This window comes from Arthrobacter sp. NPDC058130, assembly GCF_042884475.1.
Taxonomy (GTDB): Bacteria; Actinomycetota; Actinomycetes; order Actinomycetales; family Micrococcaceae; genus Arthrobacter.
Genome location: NZ_JBHVTV010000009.1, coordinates 28,378 through 46,672, shown reverse-complemented (window position 1 = coordinate 46,672; position 18,295 = coordinate 28,378). Strand labels below are relative to the sequence as shown.

General features: G+C 68.2%; 17 protein-coding genes. 7 read left to right on the top strand and 10 right to left on the bottom strand.

From position 1 onward, the window contains the following. Positions 1–3: 3 nt before the first annotated feature. The 4 genes from ACFVTM_RS15295 to ACFVTM_RS15280 form a co-directional block, all read right to left on the bottom strand. Positions 4–1,293 (bottom strand): deoxyguanosinetriphosphate triphosphohydrolase, encoded by a 1,290-nt coding sequence (locus ACFVTM_RS15295; RefSeq protein ID WP_390204369.1) that lies wholly within the window; start codon positions 1,291–1,293, stop codon positions 4–6. After that, on the bottom strand, positions 1,286–2,464 hold the full coding sequence (dusB, locus tag ACFVTM_RS15290) for a tRNA dihydrouridine synthase DusB (RefSeq protein WP_390204368.1): 1,179 nt from the start codon (positions 2,462–2,464) through the stop codon (positions 1,286–1,288). The genes ACFVTM_RS15295 and dusB overlap by 8 nt, the downstream gene beginning before the upstream one ends. Positions 2,465–2,542: 78 nt before the next feature. Next, positions 2,543–4,090, bottom strand: a complete 1,548-nt coding sequence (locus ACFVTM_RS15285) for a YibE/F family protein (protein WP_390204367.1) — start codon at positions 4,088–4,090, stop codon at positions 2,543–2,545. Between the two features lie 137 nt (positions 4,091–4,227). Continuing rightward, on the bottom strand, positions 4,228–5,601 hold the full coding sequence (locus ACFVTM_RS15280) for an FAD-binding oxidoreductase (RefSeq protein WP_390204365.1): 1,374 nt from the start codon (positions 5,599–5,601) through the stop codon (positions 4,228–4,230). A 251-nt stretch (positions 5,602–5,852) separates the two neighbouring features. Between ACFVTM_RS15280 and ACFVTM_RS15275 the strand changes: the two genes are divergently transcribed. From ACFVTM_RS15275 to ACFVTM_RS15260, 4 genes are all read left to right on the top strand, one after another. Then, complete coding sequence (locus ACFVTM_RS15275) at positions 5,853–6,623, top strand: alpha/beta hydrolase (protein WP_390204363.1); 771 nt, start codon at positions 5,853–5,855, stop codon at positions 6,621–6,623. Further along, positions 6,623–7,495 carry a DUF1295 domain-containing protein gene (locus ACFVTM_RS15270; RefSeq protein ID WP_390204361.1) on the top strand — a complete coding sequence of 291 codons (873 nt, stop codon included), beginning with the start codon at positions 6,623–6,625 and terminating at the stop codon, positions 7,493–7,495. Before ACFVTM_RS15275 ends, ACFVTM_RS15270 begins: the two co-directional genes overlap by 1 nt. Before the next feature lies 1 nt (position 7,496). After that, positions 7,497–8,450: a lysophospholipid acyltransferase family protein gene (locus tag ACFVTM_RS15265; RefSeq protein WP_390204359.1), complete on the top strand. Its 954-nt coding sequence runs from the start codon at positions 7,497–7,499 to the stop codon at positions 8,448–8,450. Between the two features lie 70 nt (positions 8,451–8,520). Next, complete coding sequence (locus ACFVTM_RS15260) at positions 8,521–9,960, top strand: short-chain fatty acid transporter (protein ID WP_390204357.1); 1,440 nt, start codon at positions 8,521–8,523, stop codon at positions 9,958–9,960. A gap of 85 nt (positions 9,961–10,045) precedes the next feature. On the opposite strand, the gene ACFVTM_RS15255 is transcribed toward ACFVTM_RS15260, so the two are convergent. The 3 genes from ACFVTM_RS15255 to ACFVTM_RS15245 all read right to left on the bottom strand — a co-directional run bounded on the left by ACFVTM_RS15255 (position 10,046) and on the right by ACFVTM_RS15245 (position 13,534). Next, positions 10,046–11,047 (bottom strand): GNAT family N-acetyltransferase, encoded by a 1,002-nt coding sequence (locus ACFVTM_RS15255; protein WP_390204355.1) that lies wholly within the window; start codon positions 11,045–11,047, stop codon positions 10,046–10,048. A 2-nt stretch (positions 11,048–11,049) separates the two neighbouring features. Then, on the bottom strand, positions 11,050–12,435 hold the full coding sequence (locus tag ACFVTM_RS15250; RefSeq protein ID WP_390204353.1) for a glycine--tRNA ligase: 1,386 nt from the start codon (positions 12,433–12,435) through the stop codon (positions 11,050–11,052). 133 nt (positions 12,436–12,568) lie between these two features. Beyond that, positions 12,569–13,534, bottom strand: a complete 966-nt coding sequence (locus tag ACFVTM_RS15245; RefSeq protein ID WP_390204351.1) for a DMT family transporter — start codon at positions 13,532–13,534, stop codon at positions 12,569–12,571. A 32-nt stretch (positions 13,535–13,566) separates the two neighbouring features. Here ACFVTM_RS15245 and ACFVTM_RS15240 point away from each other — a divergent pair, with 32 nt between their 5' ends. Further along, positions 13,567–13,803 carry an RNA-binding S4 domain-containing protein gene (locus ACFVTM_RS15240; protein ID WP_390204350.1) on the top strand — a complete coding sequence of 79 codons (237 nt, stop codon included), beginning with the start codon at positions 13,567–13,569 and terminating at the stop codon, positions 13,801–13,803. Positions 13,804–13,821: 18 nt separating this feature from the next. On the opposite strand, the gene ACFVTM_RS15235 is transcribed toward ACFVTM_RS15240, so the two are convergent. Next, positions 13,822–14,478, bottom strand: a complete 657-nt coding sequence (locus ACFVTM_RS15235; RefSeq protein WP_390204349.1) for an alpha/beta hydrolase — start codon at positions 14,476–14,478, stop codon at positions 13,822–13,824. 94 nt (positions 14,479–14,572) lie between these two features. Between ACFVTM_RS15235 and ACFVTM_RS15230 the strand changes: the two genes are divergently transcribed. Both ACFVTM_RS15230 and ACFVTM_RS15225 read left to right on the top strand, forming a co-directional pair. Further along, positions 14,573–15,448, top strand: a complete 876-nt coding sequence (locus tag ACFVTM_RS15230) for an SGNH/GDSL hydrolase family protein (RefSeq protein WP_390204593.1) — start codon at positions 14,573–14,575, stop codon at positions 15,446–15,448. A 91-nt stretch (positions 15,449–15,539) separates the two neighbouring features. Next, the gene (locus tag ACFVTM_RS15225) at positions 15,540–16,148 is read left to right on the top strand and encodes a hypothetical protein (protein WP_390204348.1); all 609 of its coding nucleotides are present in this window, start codon (positions 15,540–15,542) and stop codon (positions 16,146–16,148) included. 18 nt (positions 16,149–16,166) lie between these two features. Here the strand turns inward: ACFVTM_RS15225 and ACFVTM_RS15220 are convergent, their stop codons facing one another. Together ACFVTM_RS15220 and ACFVTM_RS15215 are read right to left on the bottom strand one after the other, a co-directional pair. Continuing rightward, positions 16,167–16,724, bottom strand: coding sequence for an isochorismatase family protein (locus ACFVTM_RS15220; protein ID WP_390204347.1), 558 nt, complete (start codon positions 16,722–16,724; stop codon positions 16,167–16,169). A gap of 68 nt (positions 16,725–16,792) precedes the next feature. Continuing rightward, positions 16,793–18,277 (bottom strand): CoA-acylating methylmalonate-semialdehyde dehydrogenase, encoded by a 1,485-nt coding sequence (locus tag ACFVTM_RS15215; RefSeq protein WP_390204345.1) that lies wholly within the window; start codon positions 18,275–18,277, stop codon positions 16,793–16,795. Positions 18,278–18,295: the final 18 nt, after the last annotated feature.

Here is an 18,295-nt window from a genome sequence, read left to right as displayed (position 1 = left end):
CCGTCACCACAGCGACGGCAGGCTGCCCACGAGGCGCTCGTACATGGCCAGGGCCGAGCCGTCCGTCAGCGATGCGACCTGGTCGATCACGACGCGCAGCCGCGCACCGTCGTCCCCGGCGTCGAGCCAGTCGGCAGCGAACATCGGCTCGAGATGGCGTTCGCCCGTGGCGCTGAGTGCGGTGACGAGGGCATGCAGGACCTCGCGCTGGCGCTCATAGATAGGCTGCCGGTGTTCGGTGGTCATCACGAAAGTGGTGGCCAGGCCCTTCATCACCGCGATTTCCATGACGGTGTCATCCGGGACGATCAGCTCGGCGTTGTAGCGGGTCAGGTTTTCCGGGCCGTATACCGCACGGGTGGCCTCCAGGGCGCTCTGGCAGAACCGGCCGATGAGCTGGCTGGTCATGTCCTTGAGCGCCGCCATGGCTTTACGGCTGCCGTCGGCCTCGCGCACCCAGACGTCCGTGGCCTCCAGCCGGGCCAGCGCCGCGTCGATCGCGGCGGGTTCGTTGTGCGGCAGGTACCACTGCTTGGCGTAGCCGACGACCCGGGCGCGGTGGTCCGGGTTGTCCATCCAGCGCAGCTGGAAGTGGCCGGCGACGATCGCGTCCTCGACGTCGTGCACCGAGTAGGAGATATCGTCCGCCAGGTCCATGACCTGGGCTTCGAGGCAGGACCGGCGTTCCGGGGCGGCGTCGCGGATCCAGTCGAAGATGGGGAGGTCGTCCTCGTAGGCGCCGAACTTGCTGGTCCGCTCGCCGTGGATGACGGGCGCGTTCACGGCGGACCAGGGATACTTGGCGGCGGCGTCGAGGCTCGCCCGGGTCAGGTTCAGGCCGGCGGGCCTGCCGTCGGCGGCCAGGACCTTTGGCTCCAGCCGGGTCAGCAGCCGCAGCGTCTGGGCGTTGCCCTCGAAGCCGCCGATTCCATGGGCGACCTCGTTGAGGGCCGCCTCGCCGTTGTGGCCGAAGGGCGGGTGACCGAGGTCGTGGCTGAGGCAGGCGGTGTCCACGACGTCGGGGTCACAGCCGAGCGCGCGGCCCAGCTCACGGCCCACCTGGGCAACCTCGAGGCTGTGGGTCAGCCGGGTCCGGACGAAGTCGTCCGTGTCCGGGGCCACGACCTGGGTTTTCGCGCCGAGCCGGCGCAGCGCCGAGGAGTGCAGGACCCGGGCACGGTCGCGCTCGAAGTCCGACCGGTAGGTGCTCTTGGGCGGCTCTTCGACCCACCGGGCGCAGTCGCGGGAGGTGTAGCCGACCAGGAGGGGGGCGGTGGTCCGGGTCTCAGCCACCGGAGACGTCCAGTTCGGCGAAGGAGATGTCGCGGGTCTGCTCGTCGTCCAGCGTCCGGTTGAGCAGCCAGTCCTTGGGCAGCGCGGGCTTTTTGGGCGAGCCGGCGCGGCCGCGCGGGCCCTCGGCGTCGGTTCCCGGGTACGGCGAGTCGAGGTCCAGCTGGTCCAGGGTTCCGCGCAGCACCTCGAGGCTGGTGACGAGCGCCAGCTTGGTCCGCAGTTCGCTGCCGACCACATAGCCCTTGAAGTACCAGGCAATGTGCTTGCGGATTTCGCGCAGGGCCTTGCCCTCATCCCCGAACGTCTCGACCATGAGCTCGGCATGCCGGTACACGCTTTCGGCCACCTGGCGCAGATCCGGCCGGTAGCGCTGCTCGCTGCCCTCGAACGCGGCCATGAGATCGCCGAACAGCCACGGCCTGCCCTGGCAACCGCGCCCGACGACGACTCCGTCCACTCCCGTTTCGCGGACCATCCGGACGGCGTCCTCGGCGGACCAGATGTCTCCGTTGCCGAGGACGGGAATGTCCGGGAGGGCCTCGCGCAGCCGGGCAATGGCGGACCAGTCGGCCTGGCCGGAATAGAACTGCGCGGCCGTGCGGCCGTGAAGGGCGACGGCGGCGACCCCGGAATCGCGGGCGATCCGTCCGGCGTCGAGGTACGTCAGGTGGTCATCGTCGATGCCTTTGCGCATCTTGATGGTCAACGGAATGTTGCCCTTGGAGGCTTCCTTGACGGCGGTCTGGACGATCGAGGTGAAGAGGTCGATCTTCCACGGCAGGGCCGAACCGCCGCCGCGCCGGGTGACTTTGGGGACGGGACAGCCGAAGTTGAGGTCGATGTGGTCCGCCCGGTCTTCCTCGACCAGCATCCGGACGGCCTGGCCGACGGTCACGGGGTCTACCCCGTAGAGCTGGACGGAGCGGACTTTCTCGTCGTCGTCGTGCGAGATGATGCGCAGCGACTCCGGTGTGCGCTCGACGAGGGCACGCGAGGTGACCATCTCCGCCACATACAGGCCGCCGCCGTATTCACGGCACAGCCTGCGGAAGGCGGAGTTGGTGATGCCCGCCATGGGAGCCAGGATCACGGGCGTGTCCACGGTGATCGGGCCCAGCTTCAGGGGCGGGAGTTCCAGCTTGGGGGCGGGAGGCGTTGCTACAACAGTCACCCGACCATTGTCTCAAAGACGGGCAAATCGGCCGGATCCCGCTTCAGCTATGTGGAAACTACGGTTCGGCCCCCCGGTTCAGCCCCGCAGGGCGGCGCGCCGTCCGCGGCGCGTGGCAGGGCCGGAGTCGTCGGGCTCGCCGCCTGCGGATCCGCCGTCGTCAGCGGTTCCAACACTGCCGGTTCCAACACTGCCGGTTCCAACACCGCCGGACCCAACACCGCCGGACCCAACAAAGTCGGGCTCGACGCCGCCGTTGGCCGCCGCGCCTGCGAGCGCGGCGCCGGGAACCGCCGCATTCCCCCTGGCCCCATTCCCCTTGACTGCATTCCCTTTGACACCGGTGCCTTTGATTCCGGTGGCCTTGACCACCAGCACCGCGATCAGGGTGGTGACCGGCACGGCGAGGACGAGCCCCACGGAACCGACGAGGGTGCGGATGACTTCCTCGGAGAGTTCGGCGCTGGTAAGGGCGTCCCCGAGCGGGCGTTCATAGAGCATGACGAGGATCAGGACCGGCAGGGCGGCGCCGGCGTAGGCGAAGGCGATGGTGTAGACCGTGGAGGCGATGTGGTCGCGGCCGATCCGCATCGCGGAGGCGAACAGCTGCCGGGCGCTGGTCTCCGGGGCGAGTTCCCACAGCTCCCAGACGGCGGAGGACTGCGTGATGGTGACGTCGTTCAGCACGCCGAGGCCGGAAATGATCAGCCCGCACAGGATGATGCCGGAGATCGAGATGTTGTCCGAAATGTTGGTCAGCGTGGCGGCGTCGTGGCTGCCCACACCGGCGAGGTTGGCGGCGTCGGTGGCCCAGGCCGCCAGCAGCGCGGTAATGGCGAGGCCGAACATCGTCCCCAGCAACGCCGTCGACGTGCGGGCGGAGAAGCCGTGGGCGAAGTACAGCACCCCGATCATGATTACCGTGGAACCCACGAGCGCGAGCAGCAACGGCGGCTTCCCTTCGACCAGCCCGGGCAGCATGAACGAGACCAGCACGACGTAGGCGCCGACCAGTCCGATCAGGGCCCGCAGGCCACGCCAGCGCGCCACAGCGATCACCACGACGGCGTAGAGGACGGCGAGGAAGATGATGGGCAGCGTCCGGACAAAATCGACGAAGACATAGGCAGGCGCGCCCTGGCCCGTGGCGCCCTGGGCCTTGGAGAGGTTGAGGTAGCGGATGTTGTCCCCGGGTTTCACGCCGTGGGATTTCGCGACGTCAGGGTTGATGACCACCTTCACCGGGTTGCCGCCCTTGTCCGGCTCGGTGTACGCGAAGGTGCACTGCGATCCCTCTTGGGGGGCCTGCACGGCGGGGTCGCCACCGGAGGTGCCCTGCTGCGCGGCGGCGTCACCGCCCGTCTGGGCGTCCGAGCAGCTGCCGACGACGACCCGCTGGATCTTGCCGGTGTCAAACGTCACGCCCGGAGCCGCCGCATAGGGGCTGGCCAGGGTGATCCCTTCCTTGCTTCCCGACGGCCACATGAAGGCCATGGCCGCCAGGGTCAGCAGGGTCAGCGGGATCAGGATGGCAGCGAGGATCCAGTTGGCCTTCTTCCGCGCCGCGCGCGTCTGGGGCGTCGGCTCCGCATGGTCGGTGTGGGAATGCGAGTGTCCGGCGCCCATCAGCAGTTCAACCTCATGCCGAAAACTTTACGGCGTGGGCAGGACTGCACTGGACCAATGACGCCGGTCGAATGACGCCGCACCGATGAGCCGCACCGATGAGCCGGACGCTCCCGGTGCGGCGGAGGCCTGCCAGCCTAGGCGGGGGCGATGTTCTGGTTGACGTGGAAGAGGTTCTGCGGATCGTACTTGGCTTTGACCTCGCGCAGGCGGCTGTAGTTCGGTCCGTAATTCTCGGCAATCCTGGGCAGGTCGTCGCCGTCCATGAAGTTGATGTAGCCGCCGGGCGCCGAATGGGGCCGCAGGGCGGCCGCGTAGTCCCGCACCCAGGCTATGTTGGCCTCGTTGTCCGCGGGGTCCATCCACTGCGCCGCGATCACGGGCGAAAACTTCACGTTGCGGTTGGCGAACGCTGTGTCCGTGGCACCCACGCGCTGGACAGCACCATCGATGGGGTAGATGTGTACGGCGGTTTGCACGCTGGGGACCTTGCTGCCGTGTTGGATGTGGGCGGCGATGGCGCCGTCGTTGAGCTCCGTCAGGAAGTACGCTTTCCAGTAAGCCTGCATGCCCGGGGGCTGCAGCGGGTCGAAAGCCGTGTTCAGGGCGGGGTACGGCATTGGCCCCACCATGAATCCGGCCGGTTGCGCGGCATCCAGGAACGGCTGCCAGCGTGCCGGACCTTCCGCCGGGTCGCCGGTCCACATGCCGACGATGACGCACACCGGCTTGCCATGCCATTCCTCGGGCAGGAACGGCACCGGCGGCCCCTGATGGAAGCCCAGGAATGCCCCTAACTCTTCAGGGGCGGAGGCCATGTGCTCCCGGTAGAACTTGGCCACCGTCTCGGCATGCTCGATGGGGTAAATGATGATCCCGGCGTGGACCGTGTCCACGGGATGCATTTTGTACTCAAATGACGTCACGACGCCGAAGTTCCCGCCGCCGCCGCGCAGCGCCCAGAACAGGTCCTCGTTCTCTCGTTCGCTGGCGGTGAGGAACTTTCCTTCCGCCGTGACGACGTCGGCCGAGAGCAGGTTGTCGCAGCTGAGCCCATACTTGCGGCTCAGGTAGCCGATGCCGCCGCCGAGGGTCAGCCCGGCGATGCCGGTTGAACCGACAATGCCGCCGGGGGTTGCCAGCCCGAAGGCATGGGTCGCATGGTTGAAGTCGGCCCACGTCGCGCCGGCCTCCGCGCGCGCAGTCGCGGTTGCGGGATCGACCCGGACCCCGGTGGTGTTGGAGAAGTCGATCACCAGGGCGTCATCCCACGTGCCAAAGCCCGGAGCGCTGTGCCCTCCCCCGCGGACCGCCAAATCCAGGGAGTTCTCCCGGGCGAAGTTGACGCAGGAGATGACATCGGCCACCTGGGATACCCGGACCACCGCTGACGGCCTCTTGTCGATCATGCCGTTGAAGACAGCACGCGCCGCATCGTATCCGGCGTCGCTGGGCGTGATGACCTGCCCGCGGACTTGCTCGCGCAGGCTATCCAAAGATGTTCCGTTCATTTTCTGTACCGTCGATTTCGTCGTGAGCTTCGACCCGGACAGTTCTCTGCGCTCCCAGCCGGCGTGGCGCCCGGAGGTTTACTTGCACATGCCTACTCTTCCCGCATTCCCACGTCAAGGGCACTTTGGCGGGCCGGACCCATCGCCGCCGGCCCCGGCTCCGAATCCACACTAGGCACCCCCGTCTTGACGGGCCGGGGCTGCAACCTAGGGTTGGTAATTGACGGACGAAGGACCGGAGGGACACGCACGTGGCCATACGCAAACCAGACGACAGCGAACCGGAGGCGGGCAGATCCGGGCCGGCCGCCAAGGCCGTGCTGAGAATCGCCGAAGCCGCCGGGCAGACCCGTGGAGTCGCGCTGGTCCTGCACGGCGGACGGGCGGACAGCTACGATCCGGTCCGCGGCCGGCACCTGAGCCCGGCCCGGATGCAGCCCTTCGCCCGTGCCCTGAACCGGCAGGGCGGCCCGCACGGGCTGGCCGTGTGGACCCTGCGGAACCGGTACCGCGGCTGGAACGGCAAGGACATGTCCCCCGTACAGGATGCCCGCTGGGCGCTGTCCCGGATCAGCCAGGAACATCCCGGCGTGCCGGTGTACCTGCTGGGCCACTCCATGGGCGGGCTCACGGCGCTGTGCGTGGCGGACGACCGCCAAGTCGAGGCCGTCGTCGCGCTCGCCCCGTGGCTCAATCACGAAACCCCTGTCGAGCCGGTCACCGGCCGCCGGGTCCTGATCGTCCATGGCACCGAGGACCGCTGGACCAGCCCGGCGAACTCACTGGACTTCGCCCGGCGGGCCGAGGGCGTCGCCGCGTCCGTCGACTTTGTCTCCCTCAGGGGTGCCGGCCACTTCATGTTCCGTAGGGTGGCGTTGTGGAACGTGCTGGCGGACGGCTTCGTCCTGGCTGCCTTCGGCGAGGCCACGGGAGCGGACATCTCCACCGCCACGGCGGCGCTCCGCAGCGCTCTCGGCAGCGCTCTGCCGGCGGCCGGAGCCCGGATGCCGGTGGTGTTGTGATGCCGCCGTTTCCGCTTGAGGCCTTCCTTGCCAGCCTCCCGTGGGTCATCGCGGGACTCGTGGTGCTGCTGGCACTGACCTCCGCGGTTGCCGTGCGGCAGAGCCGGCACTCCGTCATAGACACCGTGTGGGGCCTTGGCTTCGTGGTGGTGGCGGGCATCTCCTGGCTGCTCTCCGCCGGATACGGCGACGCCGGCAGGCGGCTGCTGCTCCTCGCCCTGGTCGCGGTGTGGGGCATCCGCCTTGCCGTCCACATCGGGCTCCGCGCCCGCGGCGGCCACGAGGATCCGCGCTATGTGGACATGCTCGCCGCGGCTCCCGGATCACGCAATCTGTACGCCCTGCGCCGGGTCTACCTGCCCCAGGGCGTGGTGATGTTCTTCGTCTCGCTCACCATCCAGGTCGGCATGTTCGCCACCGGACGCGTGGGCTGGCTGGCCGTCGCCGGCGTCCTGCTCTGGATCCTTGGCTTCGTGTTCGAGACCGTCGGCGACTGGCAGCTGGCCCGGTTCAAGGCCGATCCCGCCAGGCGCGGCACCGTCCTGAACACCGGCCTGTGGCGCTACACCCGGCACCCGAACTACTTCGGCGACGCCGCCGTCTGGGCCGGGCTCTTCCTCGTGGCCGCCGATTCGTGGCCCGGCGTCCTGACAATCCTGTCCCCCGCCCTGATGATCTGGACACTCGCCGGCAAGACCGGGAAGCCGCTGACGGAAAAGGCAATGTCGGCGCGGCCCGGCTACAAGGAATACGTCGAGTCCACCTCCGGCTTCCTGCCCCTGCCGCCGCGCCGGCGGGCCGGCGGGCACCTGGCCGGCGGACACCAGGCACGCGGTGATCAGGCGGGCGGGCACCAGGCAGGCGGGCACTGACATGCCCGGGCAGGCCAGGTCAGCTGCCCCCTGCGGCCGCGGCTGGCGGCCGAAGCGGTGGAGGCCACAGCGGTGGAGGCCTCAGTCCAGCGACCGCTTCTACCGTTTCATCGTCCGCACCGGTCGGGCGCTGTGCTGGCTGTTCGGGATCCGCGTCTTCGTCACGGGCCAGGAGCACTTGCCGCAACCTGGACCGCCGGGAGCCTCCTCGCAAGATGCTTTCCCCCTGAAGGTTTCCGCCCTGGACGTTTCCCGCAGAGTCCCGTCGCGTCCAGTGGTGCCCGGCCAGGGTGCCGTCATCGCGATCACGCACTTCGGCTACCTCGACTTCGCCTTCGCCGAGATGCTGCTGTGGTGGAACAACCGTGCCCAGCTGCGCTTCCTCATCACGCAGGGAGCCGCCGACCACTGGTTCGCCGGGCCCGCTGTCAGCGCCGCCGGGCACGTCGTGGTCGGCTACGGATCCGGGACCCACGCCTACGACGCCGCGGTCGCCCGGCTGTTGAAGGGCGAATACATCGGCATCCTGCCCGAGGCCGGCGTGAGCCGCAGCTTTACCGTCCGCGAATGCAAGACCGGCGCCGTGCGGATGGCCGCCGAGGCCGGCGTGCCGATCATCCCGGTCTCCGTCTGGGGCTCCCACCGGCTGATGACCCGGCACCACGCCTTCTCGCCACGGCGCGCCTGGCGTGCCCCGGTCCGCATCCACGTGGGCGAACCCCTGCTTCCGGGCTCGCTCCCGGACCCGGCAGACGACGCCCAGCCCGCCACGGCGCGCCTGGCCAGGACTCTCCAGGACGGGATCGACGTCGGGATTGCCGACTTCCCGCTGAAACCGGCCCCGGGAGCATGGTGGATGCCGGCCGGACGCGGCGGCGGCGCGCCGACAGAGGAAGAACGACGCCGGCTCGACGAGGCCGACGGTCCGCGGCGCGCAGGTGCCAGGCGCCGATAAACCCCCATTCCGCCATCGTCTTGACTAAGCTCCATCGGGTACAAATCGCACTCAATGGAGAGGGACACCTGTGGCAAACACAGTCGTGACCAAGAACGGAATCGAAGAACGCGGACTCGCACGGATTGCCCAACGAATGGCGGCGTGGACGGAGAAATGGTTCCCGGACGCCTACATCTTCGCCCTCGCCGGCGTCGTCATCATCGGTGTGGCCGCACTGGCCATCGGCGCCTCGCCCCAGGCCATCGCCGACTCGTTCGGCAACGGCTTCTGGGACCTGACAGCCTTCACCCTGCAGATGGCCATGGTGGTCCTCACCGGCTACGTCGTGGCGACTTCCCCGCCCGTGGCGAAGCTGATCAACAGGCTGGCCCTGATGCCGTCGACGGCGCGGACCGCGGTGAGCTTCGTGGCCGTCCTGTCCATGTCCGTGTCCTTCCTCAACTGGGGCCTCAGCCTGATCTTCGGCGGCCTGCTGGCCCGCGCGATTGCCCGCCGCAGGGACCTGACCGTGGACTACCGGGCCCTGGGCGCGGCGGCGTTCATGGGCCTCGGCGCCGTCTGGGCCCTGGGACTGTCCTCCTCTGCCGCGCAGCTGCAGGCCACCGCCGCGTCGCTGCCGCCGGCGCTGCTGAAGATCACGGGCATCCTGGACTTCGGCTCCACCATCTTCACCTGGCAGTCGCTGCTGACACTGGTCGTCCTGATGGCCCTCACCACCGTGATCGCGCACTTCTCCGCCCCGCAGGGCGGCGCGATCCGCACCGCCGAGGATCTCGGCGTGGACCTCGACGACGAACCGAGCCAACCCGCGCCGCGGTCCCGGCCCGGCGAATGGCTCGAATACAGCAGGATCCTGCCGATCCTCGCCGGCGTCCTGACGCTCGGCTGGCTCGTCTCGCAGTTCCTTACCAAGCCCTTCCTCAGCGTGGTAAGCAGCCTCAACGGCTACCTGCTGGTCTTCCTGATCCTCGGCCTGGTCCTGCATGGCACGCCGCGGAACTTCCTGCAGGCCGTCACGAAGGCCGTCCCGGCGACCGCCGGCATCCTCGTGCAGTTCCCGCTGTACGCCGCGATGGCGGCCATCCTGACTAAGGCCACGGGCAACGGCGGGATGACCCTCTCCACCCACCTCGCGGCGTTCTTCTCGGACATCGGCAGCGACGGCGGCTTCGCCGTCGTCATTGCCCTCTACACGGCGGTCCTGGGCATCCTGGTCCCGTCCGGGGGCGGCAAATGGCTGGTGGAGGCGCCCTACGTGATGCAGTCGGCCACCGACGTGCAGATGAACCTCGGCTGGACCGTGCAGATCTACAACATCGCCGAGGCCCTGCCGAACCTGGTCAACCCGTTCTTCATGCTGCCGCTGCTGGCGGTGCTCAGGCTGCGCGCCAGGGACCTGGTGGGCTTCACGTTCCTGCAGTTTGTGTTCCACCTGCCGGTGGTCCTGTTGCTCGTCTGGCTGCTGGGGATGACCTTCGACTTCGTGCCGCCGGTCATGCCCAAATAGCCGGGCACCCTTAAACGAAAACTGACCCGCAGCTGCGGCCGTCGTCTTCATAACGGCCGGACCTGCGGGTCAGTTGGGTTAAGGCTTACGCCGGGTCGGCGACGACCAGTGTTTCGGAGCCCTGGACATGGGCCTTGCCGCTCTCGAGCAGCGGTTCGACGACGGCGCGCAGCGCGGTCATCGCGTCGTCCAGTTCCAGCATCACCGGGTGCTGGTAGGCGATCAGGGCCAAAAGGTCCCGGACGGCGGCCAGGGCTTCCTCCGTGCCCAATTTGGGCTCGTGTCCGAGGAAAACCTCACTCGGCTCGGCCGCGGCTGCACCGTTGCCGTCGGCGCTGGCGCCGGGAGTGCCCTGCGCGTAGCTGATGGCAAACCCCTCCAGCCGGCCCTTCCGGCTCGCCGCCACGCCGTGCCCGAAGGCACTGGCCTTGGGTGCCCGCAGCACGATCGCGCCGTGGGCGCCGCTGAGATCATCCAGGAACAACCGCTGCACCGTGGCGACGCTCAGCTCCCCCGGGCTGTCCCAGTCGTGCACCGCGGTGTAGTAGCGGCCCACGACGTCGCTGAGCTCTACCGAGCCGGTGGCCAGGTCTTCGACCTGGTCGGTGGCCGCGGACTCCGAACCGTCGCCGAACACCGGCAGCTTGAGCGGCGCAGGGTCAACGACGATCAGGCGGGAGCGCTGGATCGGGGCCAGGCCCGCGGCCTCGGCAAACGCCGCCCCGGGCGTGCCCGGCTCCACTTTGCAGCGCAATTTGGACACTCCCGACGGCGCCTGGGCGGCCTCGTGCCGCAGCATGCTCAGCAGCGTGGAGCCAAGGCCCGCTCGGCGGTGGTCCCGGGCGACCTCGACATACGCCCAGAGCCGTTCCGGATGCAGTGAGGCCTCGTGGACCACGGCCGCCGCCACGGGAACGGCGACCCCGTCCACGACGTCCTCGGCCACGATGCAGCGGCGCCATGGCGAGTTGCCCGAGGGCGCCAGCGTGCCGCGGAACTGTCCGGCCTGGACCGTCTCCGGACCGCCCCAGATTTCCAGCAGCGCGAGGTCGTCGCCCTCCCGCCACTCCCGGTATTCAATGGCCATGGTCAGGCGCCGATCAGCCGCGCGGCCAGGTAACCCTCCACCTTGTCCAGGGAAACGCGTTCCTGGCTCATGGTGTCGCGTTCGCGAATGGTGACGGCCTGGTCGTCCAGGGTCTCGAAGTCCACGGTGATGCAGAACGGGGTGCCGATCTCGTCCTGGCGGCGGTAGCGGCGGCCGATGGCGCCGGCGTCGTCGAACTCGATGTTCCAGCTCTTGCGCAACTGGGAGGCGAGGTCCTTGGCCTTCGGGGACAGGTCCTCGTTGCGGCTCAGCGGCAGCACGGCTGCCTTCACCGGGGCCAGGCGCGGATCGAGCTTGAGCACGGTGCGGACGTCCACGCCGCCCTTGGCGTTGGGGGCCTCGTCCTCGGTGTAGGCATCGATCATGAAGGCCATGAACGAGCGGGTGAGGCCGGCCGCGGGCTCGATCACGTACGGCGTGTAGCGCTCGTTCGTGGCCTGGTTGAAGTAGCTCAGGTCCGCGCCGGAAGCCTTGGCATGGGTGGAGAGGTCAAAGTCCGTGCGGTTGGCGATGCCCTCGAGCTCGCCCCACTCCGAGCCCTGGAAACCGAAACGGTATTCGATGTCCGTGGTGCCCTTGGAGTAGTGGCTGAGCTTGTCCAGCGGGTGCTCGAAGAAGCGCAGGTTCTCTTCCCGGATGCCCAGGCCCGTGTACCAGGACATGCGTTCCTTCATCCAGTACTCGTGCCACTGCTCGTCGGTGCCGGGCTCGACGAAGAATTCCATCTCCATCTGCTCGAATTCGCGGGTGCGGAAGATGAAGTTGCCCGGCGTGATCTCGTTGCGGAACGACTTGCCGATCTGGCCGATGCCGAACGGCGGCTTCTTCCGCGAGGTGGTCAGGACGTTGCCGAAGTTCACGAAGATGCCCTGGGCAGTTTCGGGCCGCAGGTAGTGCAGGCCTTCCTCGCTGGCGACCGGGCCGAGGTAGGTCTTGAGCAGGCCGGAGAATTCGTGCGGCTCGGTCCACTGGCCGCGGGTGCCGCAGTTGGCGCAGGCGATGTCCTTCAGGCCGTTCTCGGCGGGACGGCCCTTCTTTTCCTCGTATTCTTCCTCGAGGTGGTCCGCGCGGTAGCGCTTGTGGCAGGACAGGCACTCCACCAGCGGGTCGGAAAAGACGTCCACGTGGCCGGAGGCCTCCCAGACCTGGCGGGGCAGGATGACGGAGGAATCCAGGCCCACGACGTCTTCGCGGCCGCGGACCACGGACTGCCACCACTGGCGCTTGATGTTTTCCTTGAGCTCGGCGCCGAGGGGCCCGTAGTCCCAGGCAGAACGGGAGCCACCATAGATTTCACCGGCCTGGAAAACGAATCCCCGGCGCTTGGCGAGGGAAATGATCTGGTCGAGGACGGATTTTGCTGCCATGGGAACTCCAATTTCTACAGGGCCGCTGGGTGCGGTCCGCGGTGTCAGCCCCGGTCACCGGCTGGTTGCCGGGCGGGGTGATACGAACAGTGCGATGCGTCTGGGCGATGCAATCTCCAAGCCTACCGGCACGTTACCGCTTCAGCGCGCCCCGCGGCCATGGCAGGGTGGCCAGGATGATGGCACCGAGCGTCAACAGGGTGCCAAGGACTGTGGGAAGTGCGACGACCGTGCCGGGCGCCGGCAGCACCAGGTCCAGTCCGAGGGACCCCAGCAGCTGCCCGGCGATCATCCCGAGGCCGGTGACCAGCACCCCCAGGCTGCGGACCAGGAGAGCGCCGACGCCGATGAAGATGCAGCCAAGCGGCCCGCCAAGATACAACCACCACTGCGGCGGCAGCGGGTTGCCGGCGCCGGCCACGGCGAGCTTGATGAGCCAGGCCGCCCACAGCAGGGTGGCTCCGGCGATGAAGTTCACCAGTGTCGCGGCGATCGGGGAACCGTAGTGGACGGTGGCGGTGCCGTTCATGCCCTGCTGGAAACTCATCAGGAAGCCGGCCAGAACCGGCAGCAGCAGGGGAAGAAGGAGCTGCAGCCCGGATTCTTCGGCGCTGAACCGGGGTGACACGGCCCATGCGACGGCGGCGACAGTCAGTGCGCTGCCCAGCACCCGGATGCCCGTGATGGGCCGCTTCCCCGCGGGCCCGATTCCCAGCCGGTCCACCAGCAGTCCGCTGAGGGTCTGCCCGGTCACGACGGCCACGGTGAACAGGGCGACGCCGAGCAGCACCACGGTGAAGGACTGGGCGAAGACGAAGAGGGCCCCGATGCAACCGGCCAGAACGTAGTAGGGCGGAAACTGCCGTTCCCGCACGGCCGGCAGGATCCGTGCCAGCCCGGCCCGGCCCTTCGGCAGGGTCAGGGAAATTACGGTCATCACCACCAGTCCGATGCTGAAGCTGATGACAGCGGCGGCGAGGCCGTCCCCCAGCGCCGCCCCGAGCGCGCCGTTGATCCGGCCTTGGAGCGGGATGAACAGCCCCGCCGCGACGGCCATGGGCAGCCCCGCGATGATCGGGAGCCGGGGGGTGTGGGTCATGGGTGCCACCTTGGTCAGGCATCATTGCCTATATGAGCAATTCGGAATTCGAAGACATCACCATCCGCGACGACATGATCCGGCTGGGCCAGCTGCTGAAGCTGGCGAATCTGGTCGAGGACGGTGTGGAGGCCGCGGAGCTGATCAAGAACGGTCTGGTCAAGGTCAACGGCGAAATCGACGAGCGCCGCGGCCGCCAGCTTCACGACGGCGACACCGTCACCGTCAACAACCGGACCGTGCGGATCAGCGCGTCGGCAGCCTCCTAGCGGCCCGCCAGGGCGCGCCTACTTCCTGGAGTTGAGCACCACGTGCGTGAGGAACTCGGAGACGTGGCCGATTTCCTGCTGGTTGATGCCGTGCCACATGCCGGTGTAGAGGACCTTGGTGAGCTTCACGTGCTTGCGGACCCAGCCGACGGTGTAGTCGATCTTGTCCTCGGTGATCACCGGGTCCTGTTGGTCGCGGCCCCAGAACAGCGGCACGGTGCCGTCGAGTTCGCCGTCGCGGAAGCTGGGGTCATCACCGGCGTCGACGACAAAGCCTGACAGGCCGACGACGGCGGCGAAGTCCGCCGGACGCTGCCGCAGCAACGTCGTCGCCATGGCCATGCCCATCGAGAACCCCAGGAGCGTTACCGACGGGTGGTTGGCCTTGACGCCGTCGAGCCAGTCCTGCACATACGCCGCGGCGACCTTGACGGCGTCAAGCGAATAGTCAATGGACGCCGTCAGCGGGAACCACGTGAATCCCGGCCCCATGGGCAGCGGGGCACGCAACGAGGCCACCGCGAATTCCTGCGGCAGCATCTCCGCCAGGCTGAGCAGATCCTGTTCGTTGGCCCCGTAGCCGTGCAGCAGGACCAGCAGCGGTTTGCCGGCCCGCTCCTGCTCCGGCTTGGACCACAGGACGACGGGGGCGGGAAGGGCATCAGCGTGAGTCATGGAACCATTCTTACAGTTACCCGGCGGTAACAACCTACGGTGGCGTAGCTTAACGTGAACAGTGCAGGATAAGAGGGTGAGCGAAACCGAAGCCATGGAAAATTCACCAGACACCTCAGCAGATACCTCCGCGGATACCGTCATAACCCACCCGTGGACCCGCTATGTGGCCATGGGCGACTCCTTCACGGAAGGCATCGGTGACCCGGAACCGGCCAGCCCGGGCGGCCACCGGGGCTGGGCAGACCGGGTGGCCGAGGAACTCAGCCGCGGGCACAACGACTTCGCCTACGCCAACCTGGCCGTCCGCGGCCGGCTCCTGCAGCAGATCGTGGACCAGCAAATGGCGCACTGCCTGTCGCTCAAGCCGGACCTCATCACGCTCTCCGCCGGCGGCAATGACCTCATCCGCCCGGGCGGTGATCCGGACGTGCTGGCCGAAAAGCTGGACTCGGTGGTGCAGATCCTGAGCCTGGGCGGAGCCACCGTGGTCCTGTTCAACGGCCCGGACACCGGCTCCACGGTGCTGGGCCGGATCCGCAGCAAGGTGGCCATCTACAACGAGAACCTGCGCACGATCGCCGCGCGCCACGACGCCGTGATCGCGGACATGTGGTCGCTGCGGCAGCTCAATGACCCGCAGATGTGGAATGTTGACCGGTTGCACTTCTCGCCGCTGGGCCACCACACGATCGCGGCCATGGTGTTGGACTCCCTGAATGTCCAGCACACCCTCCAGCCCCTCTCGCCCAAGCCGCTGCCGCAGCGCAGCTGGCGCGAGGCGCGCACCGGAGACCTGGTGTGGGCCAAGGAATACTTTGTGCCATGGGTGGTGCGGCGGCTGCGGCACCGCTCATCGGGCGACGGCGTGACGGCCAAGCGGCCTTTGGCCGGGCCGGTGTTCGGTCCCGGCGTTCCGCTCGGTTCCGGCGAAGGACCGCCCGGCGCAGAGGATGCGGTGCGGTCCTGAGCCCGCGGGGCATAAGCTGGAGGAACACTTCTCCGGCGGCGATAGTTGAGCCAGCAGACGAGAAGGCCCAGCAGCTGAAAGGCCCCATACCGTGAGCAGTTTGTTCTTCTGGATCATCGTGTTGTCGTTCCTGATTCCCGTGGCCATGCGCCTCTACCGCAGGTCCGCCCGCGGCCGGAACCAGGGCACGCCCGGACAGTTCGGCGGGTTCCCCGGCACCCCGGGAAACAACAACCAGAGCAACCAGCCGCGGGATGGCTACACCCAGCAGGACTACTTTGGCGGCTTCGGCCAGCTCGGCGCTCCCAGGCAGCCGGGGCCGGGAAACGGGCAGTACCCGAACCAGCAGTACCCAAACCAGCAGTTCCCGACCCCCCGGTTCCCCAACCAGCCGTTCCCGACCGAGCCGTACCCCGGTCAGCAGTACCCCAACCCGCCGTATTCCGGTCCGTCCGGCTACCAGTCCCCGGTTCCCTACGAGGACAGCCCCGAATACTTGAACAACCCGCCGCAGCCGCAGCGGCAGGCACCCCAGACTCCCCCGGCGCCGGACGCAGCACAGCCGCAGGCACCCCAGGCGCCGTCGGCCCCGCAGGGCTACCGGGCCCGCAAGCTTGCCGAACTCGACCAGCAGTACAGTGACGGCAAGCTGTCCATGGAGGACTACATGGCCCAGCGCGCTGAAATCATGAAGGGCTAGGACCCGCCGGCTGGACCATCACGGGCCGGCGAAGTCGACGTCGGCCGCTTTGACCGTTCCTGCCGTCCGCCCCGGGGCCTTGTGGTACTGCCAGTACAAATTGGTGTGGGCCACCACCAGTTCCGGCGGCGGCGCGCCAAAATCGGTCAGGTCCTCGGTGGTGTGGGCGTCGGCCACCAGTGTGACATCGTAGCCGCGGGTGATCGCGCCGTGGAGGGTCGAGCGGATGCATTCGTCCGTCTGCGCTCCGGCCAGGAAGAAGCGGCCGATGCCGCGGTCGGCAAGCACGGACTCCAGGTCGGTCGCCTCAAAGGCGTCGCTGTATTCCTTGGCCACGAGCGGTTCCGAATCGCGCCGCACAAGCTCGGGCACATACTGCCAGCCGTCGCTGCCCGGGGCCAGTTCCTCGCCGTTGTGCTGAACCCAGACGACGGCCACCCCGGCGCCGCGCGCCTTGTCCACGAGGGCAGCGATGGTCGCAACGACGTCGTCGCGGCGGTAGGCCTCCGCGACGACGCCGACCTGCATGTCGACAACAAGCAATGCCGTGTTGGGCCGGTTGATGAGCGTGGTCACAATGCCTCCCGGTTCCTGGGTGTCCCTGCCCGCCCACTCTAGCCCCGGAGCCCGACAGCAACGAGGGGTCAGTCGATCTGGGGGAAGCCGAGGTCGATCACCGAGGTGGACGGGTCCGGCCAGCGGGTGGTGACCACCTTGCCGCGGGTGTAGAAGCGGATGCTTTCCGGTCCGTACATGTGGGTGTCGCCGAAGAGCGAATTCTTCCAGCCGCCGAAGGAGAAGGTGCCCACCGGCACCGGGATGGGCACGTTGACGCCCACCATGCCGGCCTCGACGTCGAACTCGAACTGCCGGGCGGCGCCGCCGTCGCGGGTGAAGATGGCCACGCCGTTGCCGAACTCATTGTCGTTGACCAGCCGCACGGCGTCCGCATAGGTTTCGACCCGGACCACCGAGAGGACGGGGCCGAAGATCTCGTCGTCGTAAACCTTCATGCCGGGCTTGACGTGGTCGATCAGGCTGACGCCGATGAAGAACCCGTTGGAATCGAACCCCTGCTCGCGGCCGTCCACCACCACGGTGGCGCCCTCGTTGGCGGCGCCGGCGACGTAGGAGGCCACCTTGTCGCGGTGCTCGGCGGTGATCAGCGGGCCCATCTGGGAGGCCGGATCCGTGCCGGGACCGATCCTCAGGGTGGCCATCCGGGTGCTGATCGCGTCCACGAGTTCATCCGCGATGCTTCCGACGGCGACCAGGACGCTGACGGCCATGCAGCGCTCCCCGGCGGAGCCGTAGGCGGCCGAGACGGCGGCGTCGGCGGCCATGTTCAGGTCCGCGTCCGGCAGCACCACCATGTGGTTTTTGGCCCCGCCCAGGGCCTGGACGCGCTTGCCGTGATCAGCGGCGCGCTTGTAGATGGACTGGGCGATCGGCGTCGAGCCGACGAAGCTCACGGCCTTCACCTCGGGGTGTTCCAGCAGGACGTCGACAGCTTCCTTGTCGCCGTGGACCACGTTGAGCACGCCCGCCGGCAGGCCGGCCTCGGCGAAGACCTCGGCGATGAAGACGGCGGCGGACGGGTCCTTCTCGCTCGGCTTGAGCAGGACGGTGTTGCCGCAGGCCAGGGCGCTGCCGATCATCCACAGCGGCACCATGGCCGGGAAGTTGAACGGCGTGATGCACGCGACGACGCCGACCGGCTGGCGGACCGAGTGGACGTCGACGCCGCCGGAGACCTGCTCGGAGCGTTCGCCCTTGAGCATGTGGGACAGCCCAGTGGCGAATTCGATGTTCTCCAGGCCGCGGGTGATCTCGCCCTCGGCGTCGGAGAGGACCTTGCCGTGCTCGCTGGTCAGCAGGGCGGCCAGTTCGGGGCGGCGCTGCATGAGCAGTTCGCGGACCTTGAAGAAGATGCCGGTGCGCCGGGCCAGGCTCGTGGCGCGCCAGCCGGGCAGGGCTGCACGGGCAGCCTGGATGGCTTCCTCGACGCGGGCGGCGGAGGCCAGGGCGACCTCTTTCTCCTGCGCGCCGGTGGCGGGGTTGAAGACCGGGCCGAAGCGCTCGGCGTCCGAAATCAGGGCGCCGTTGATGAAGTGCGGAATGCGTTCCATGGGGATGGTTCTCTTTCG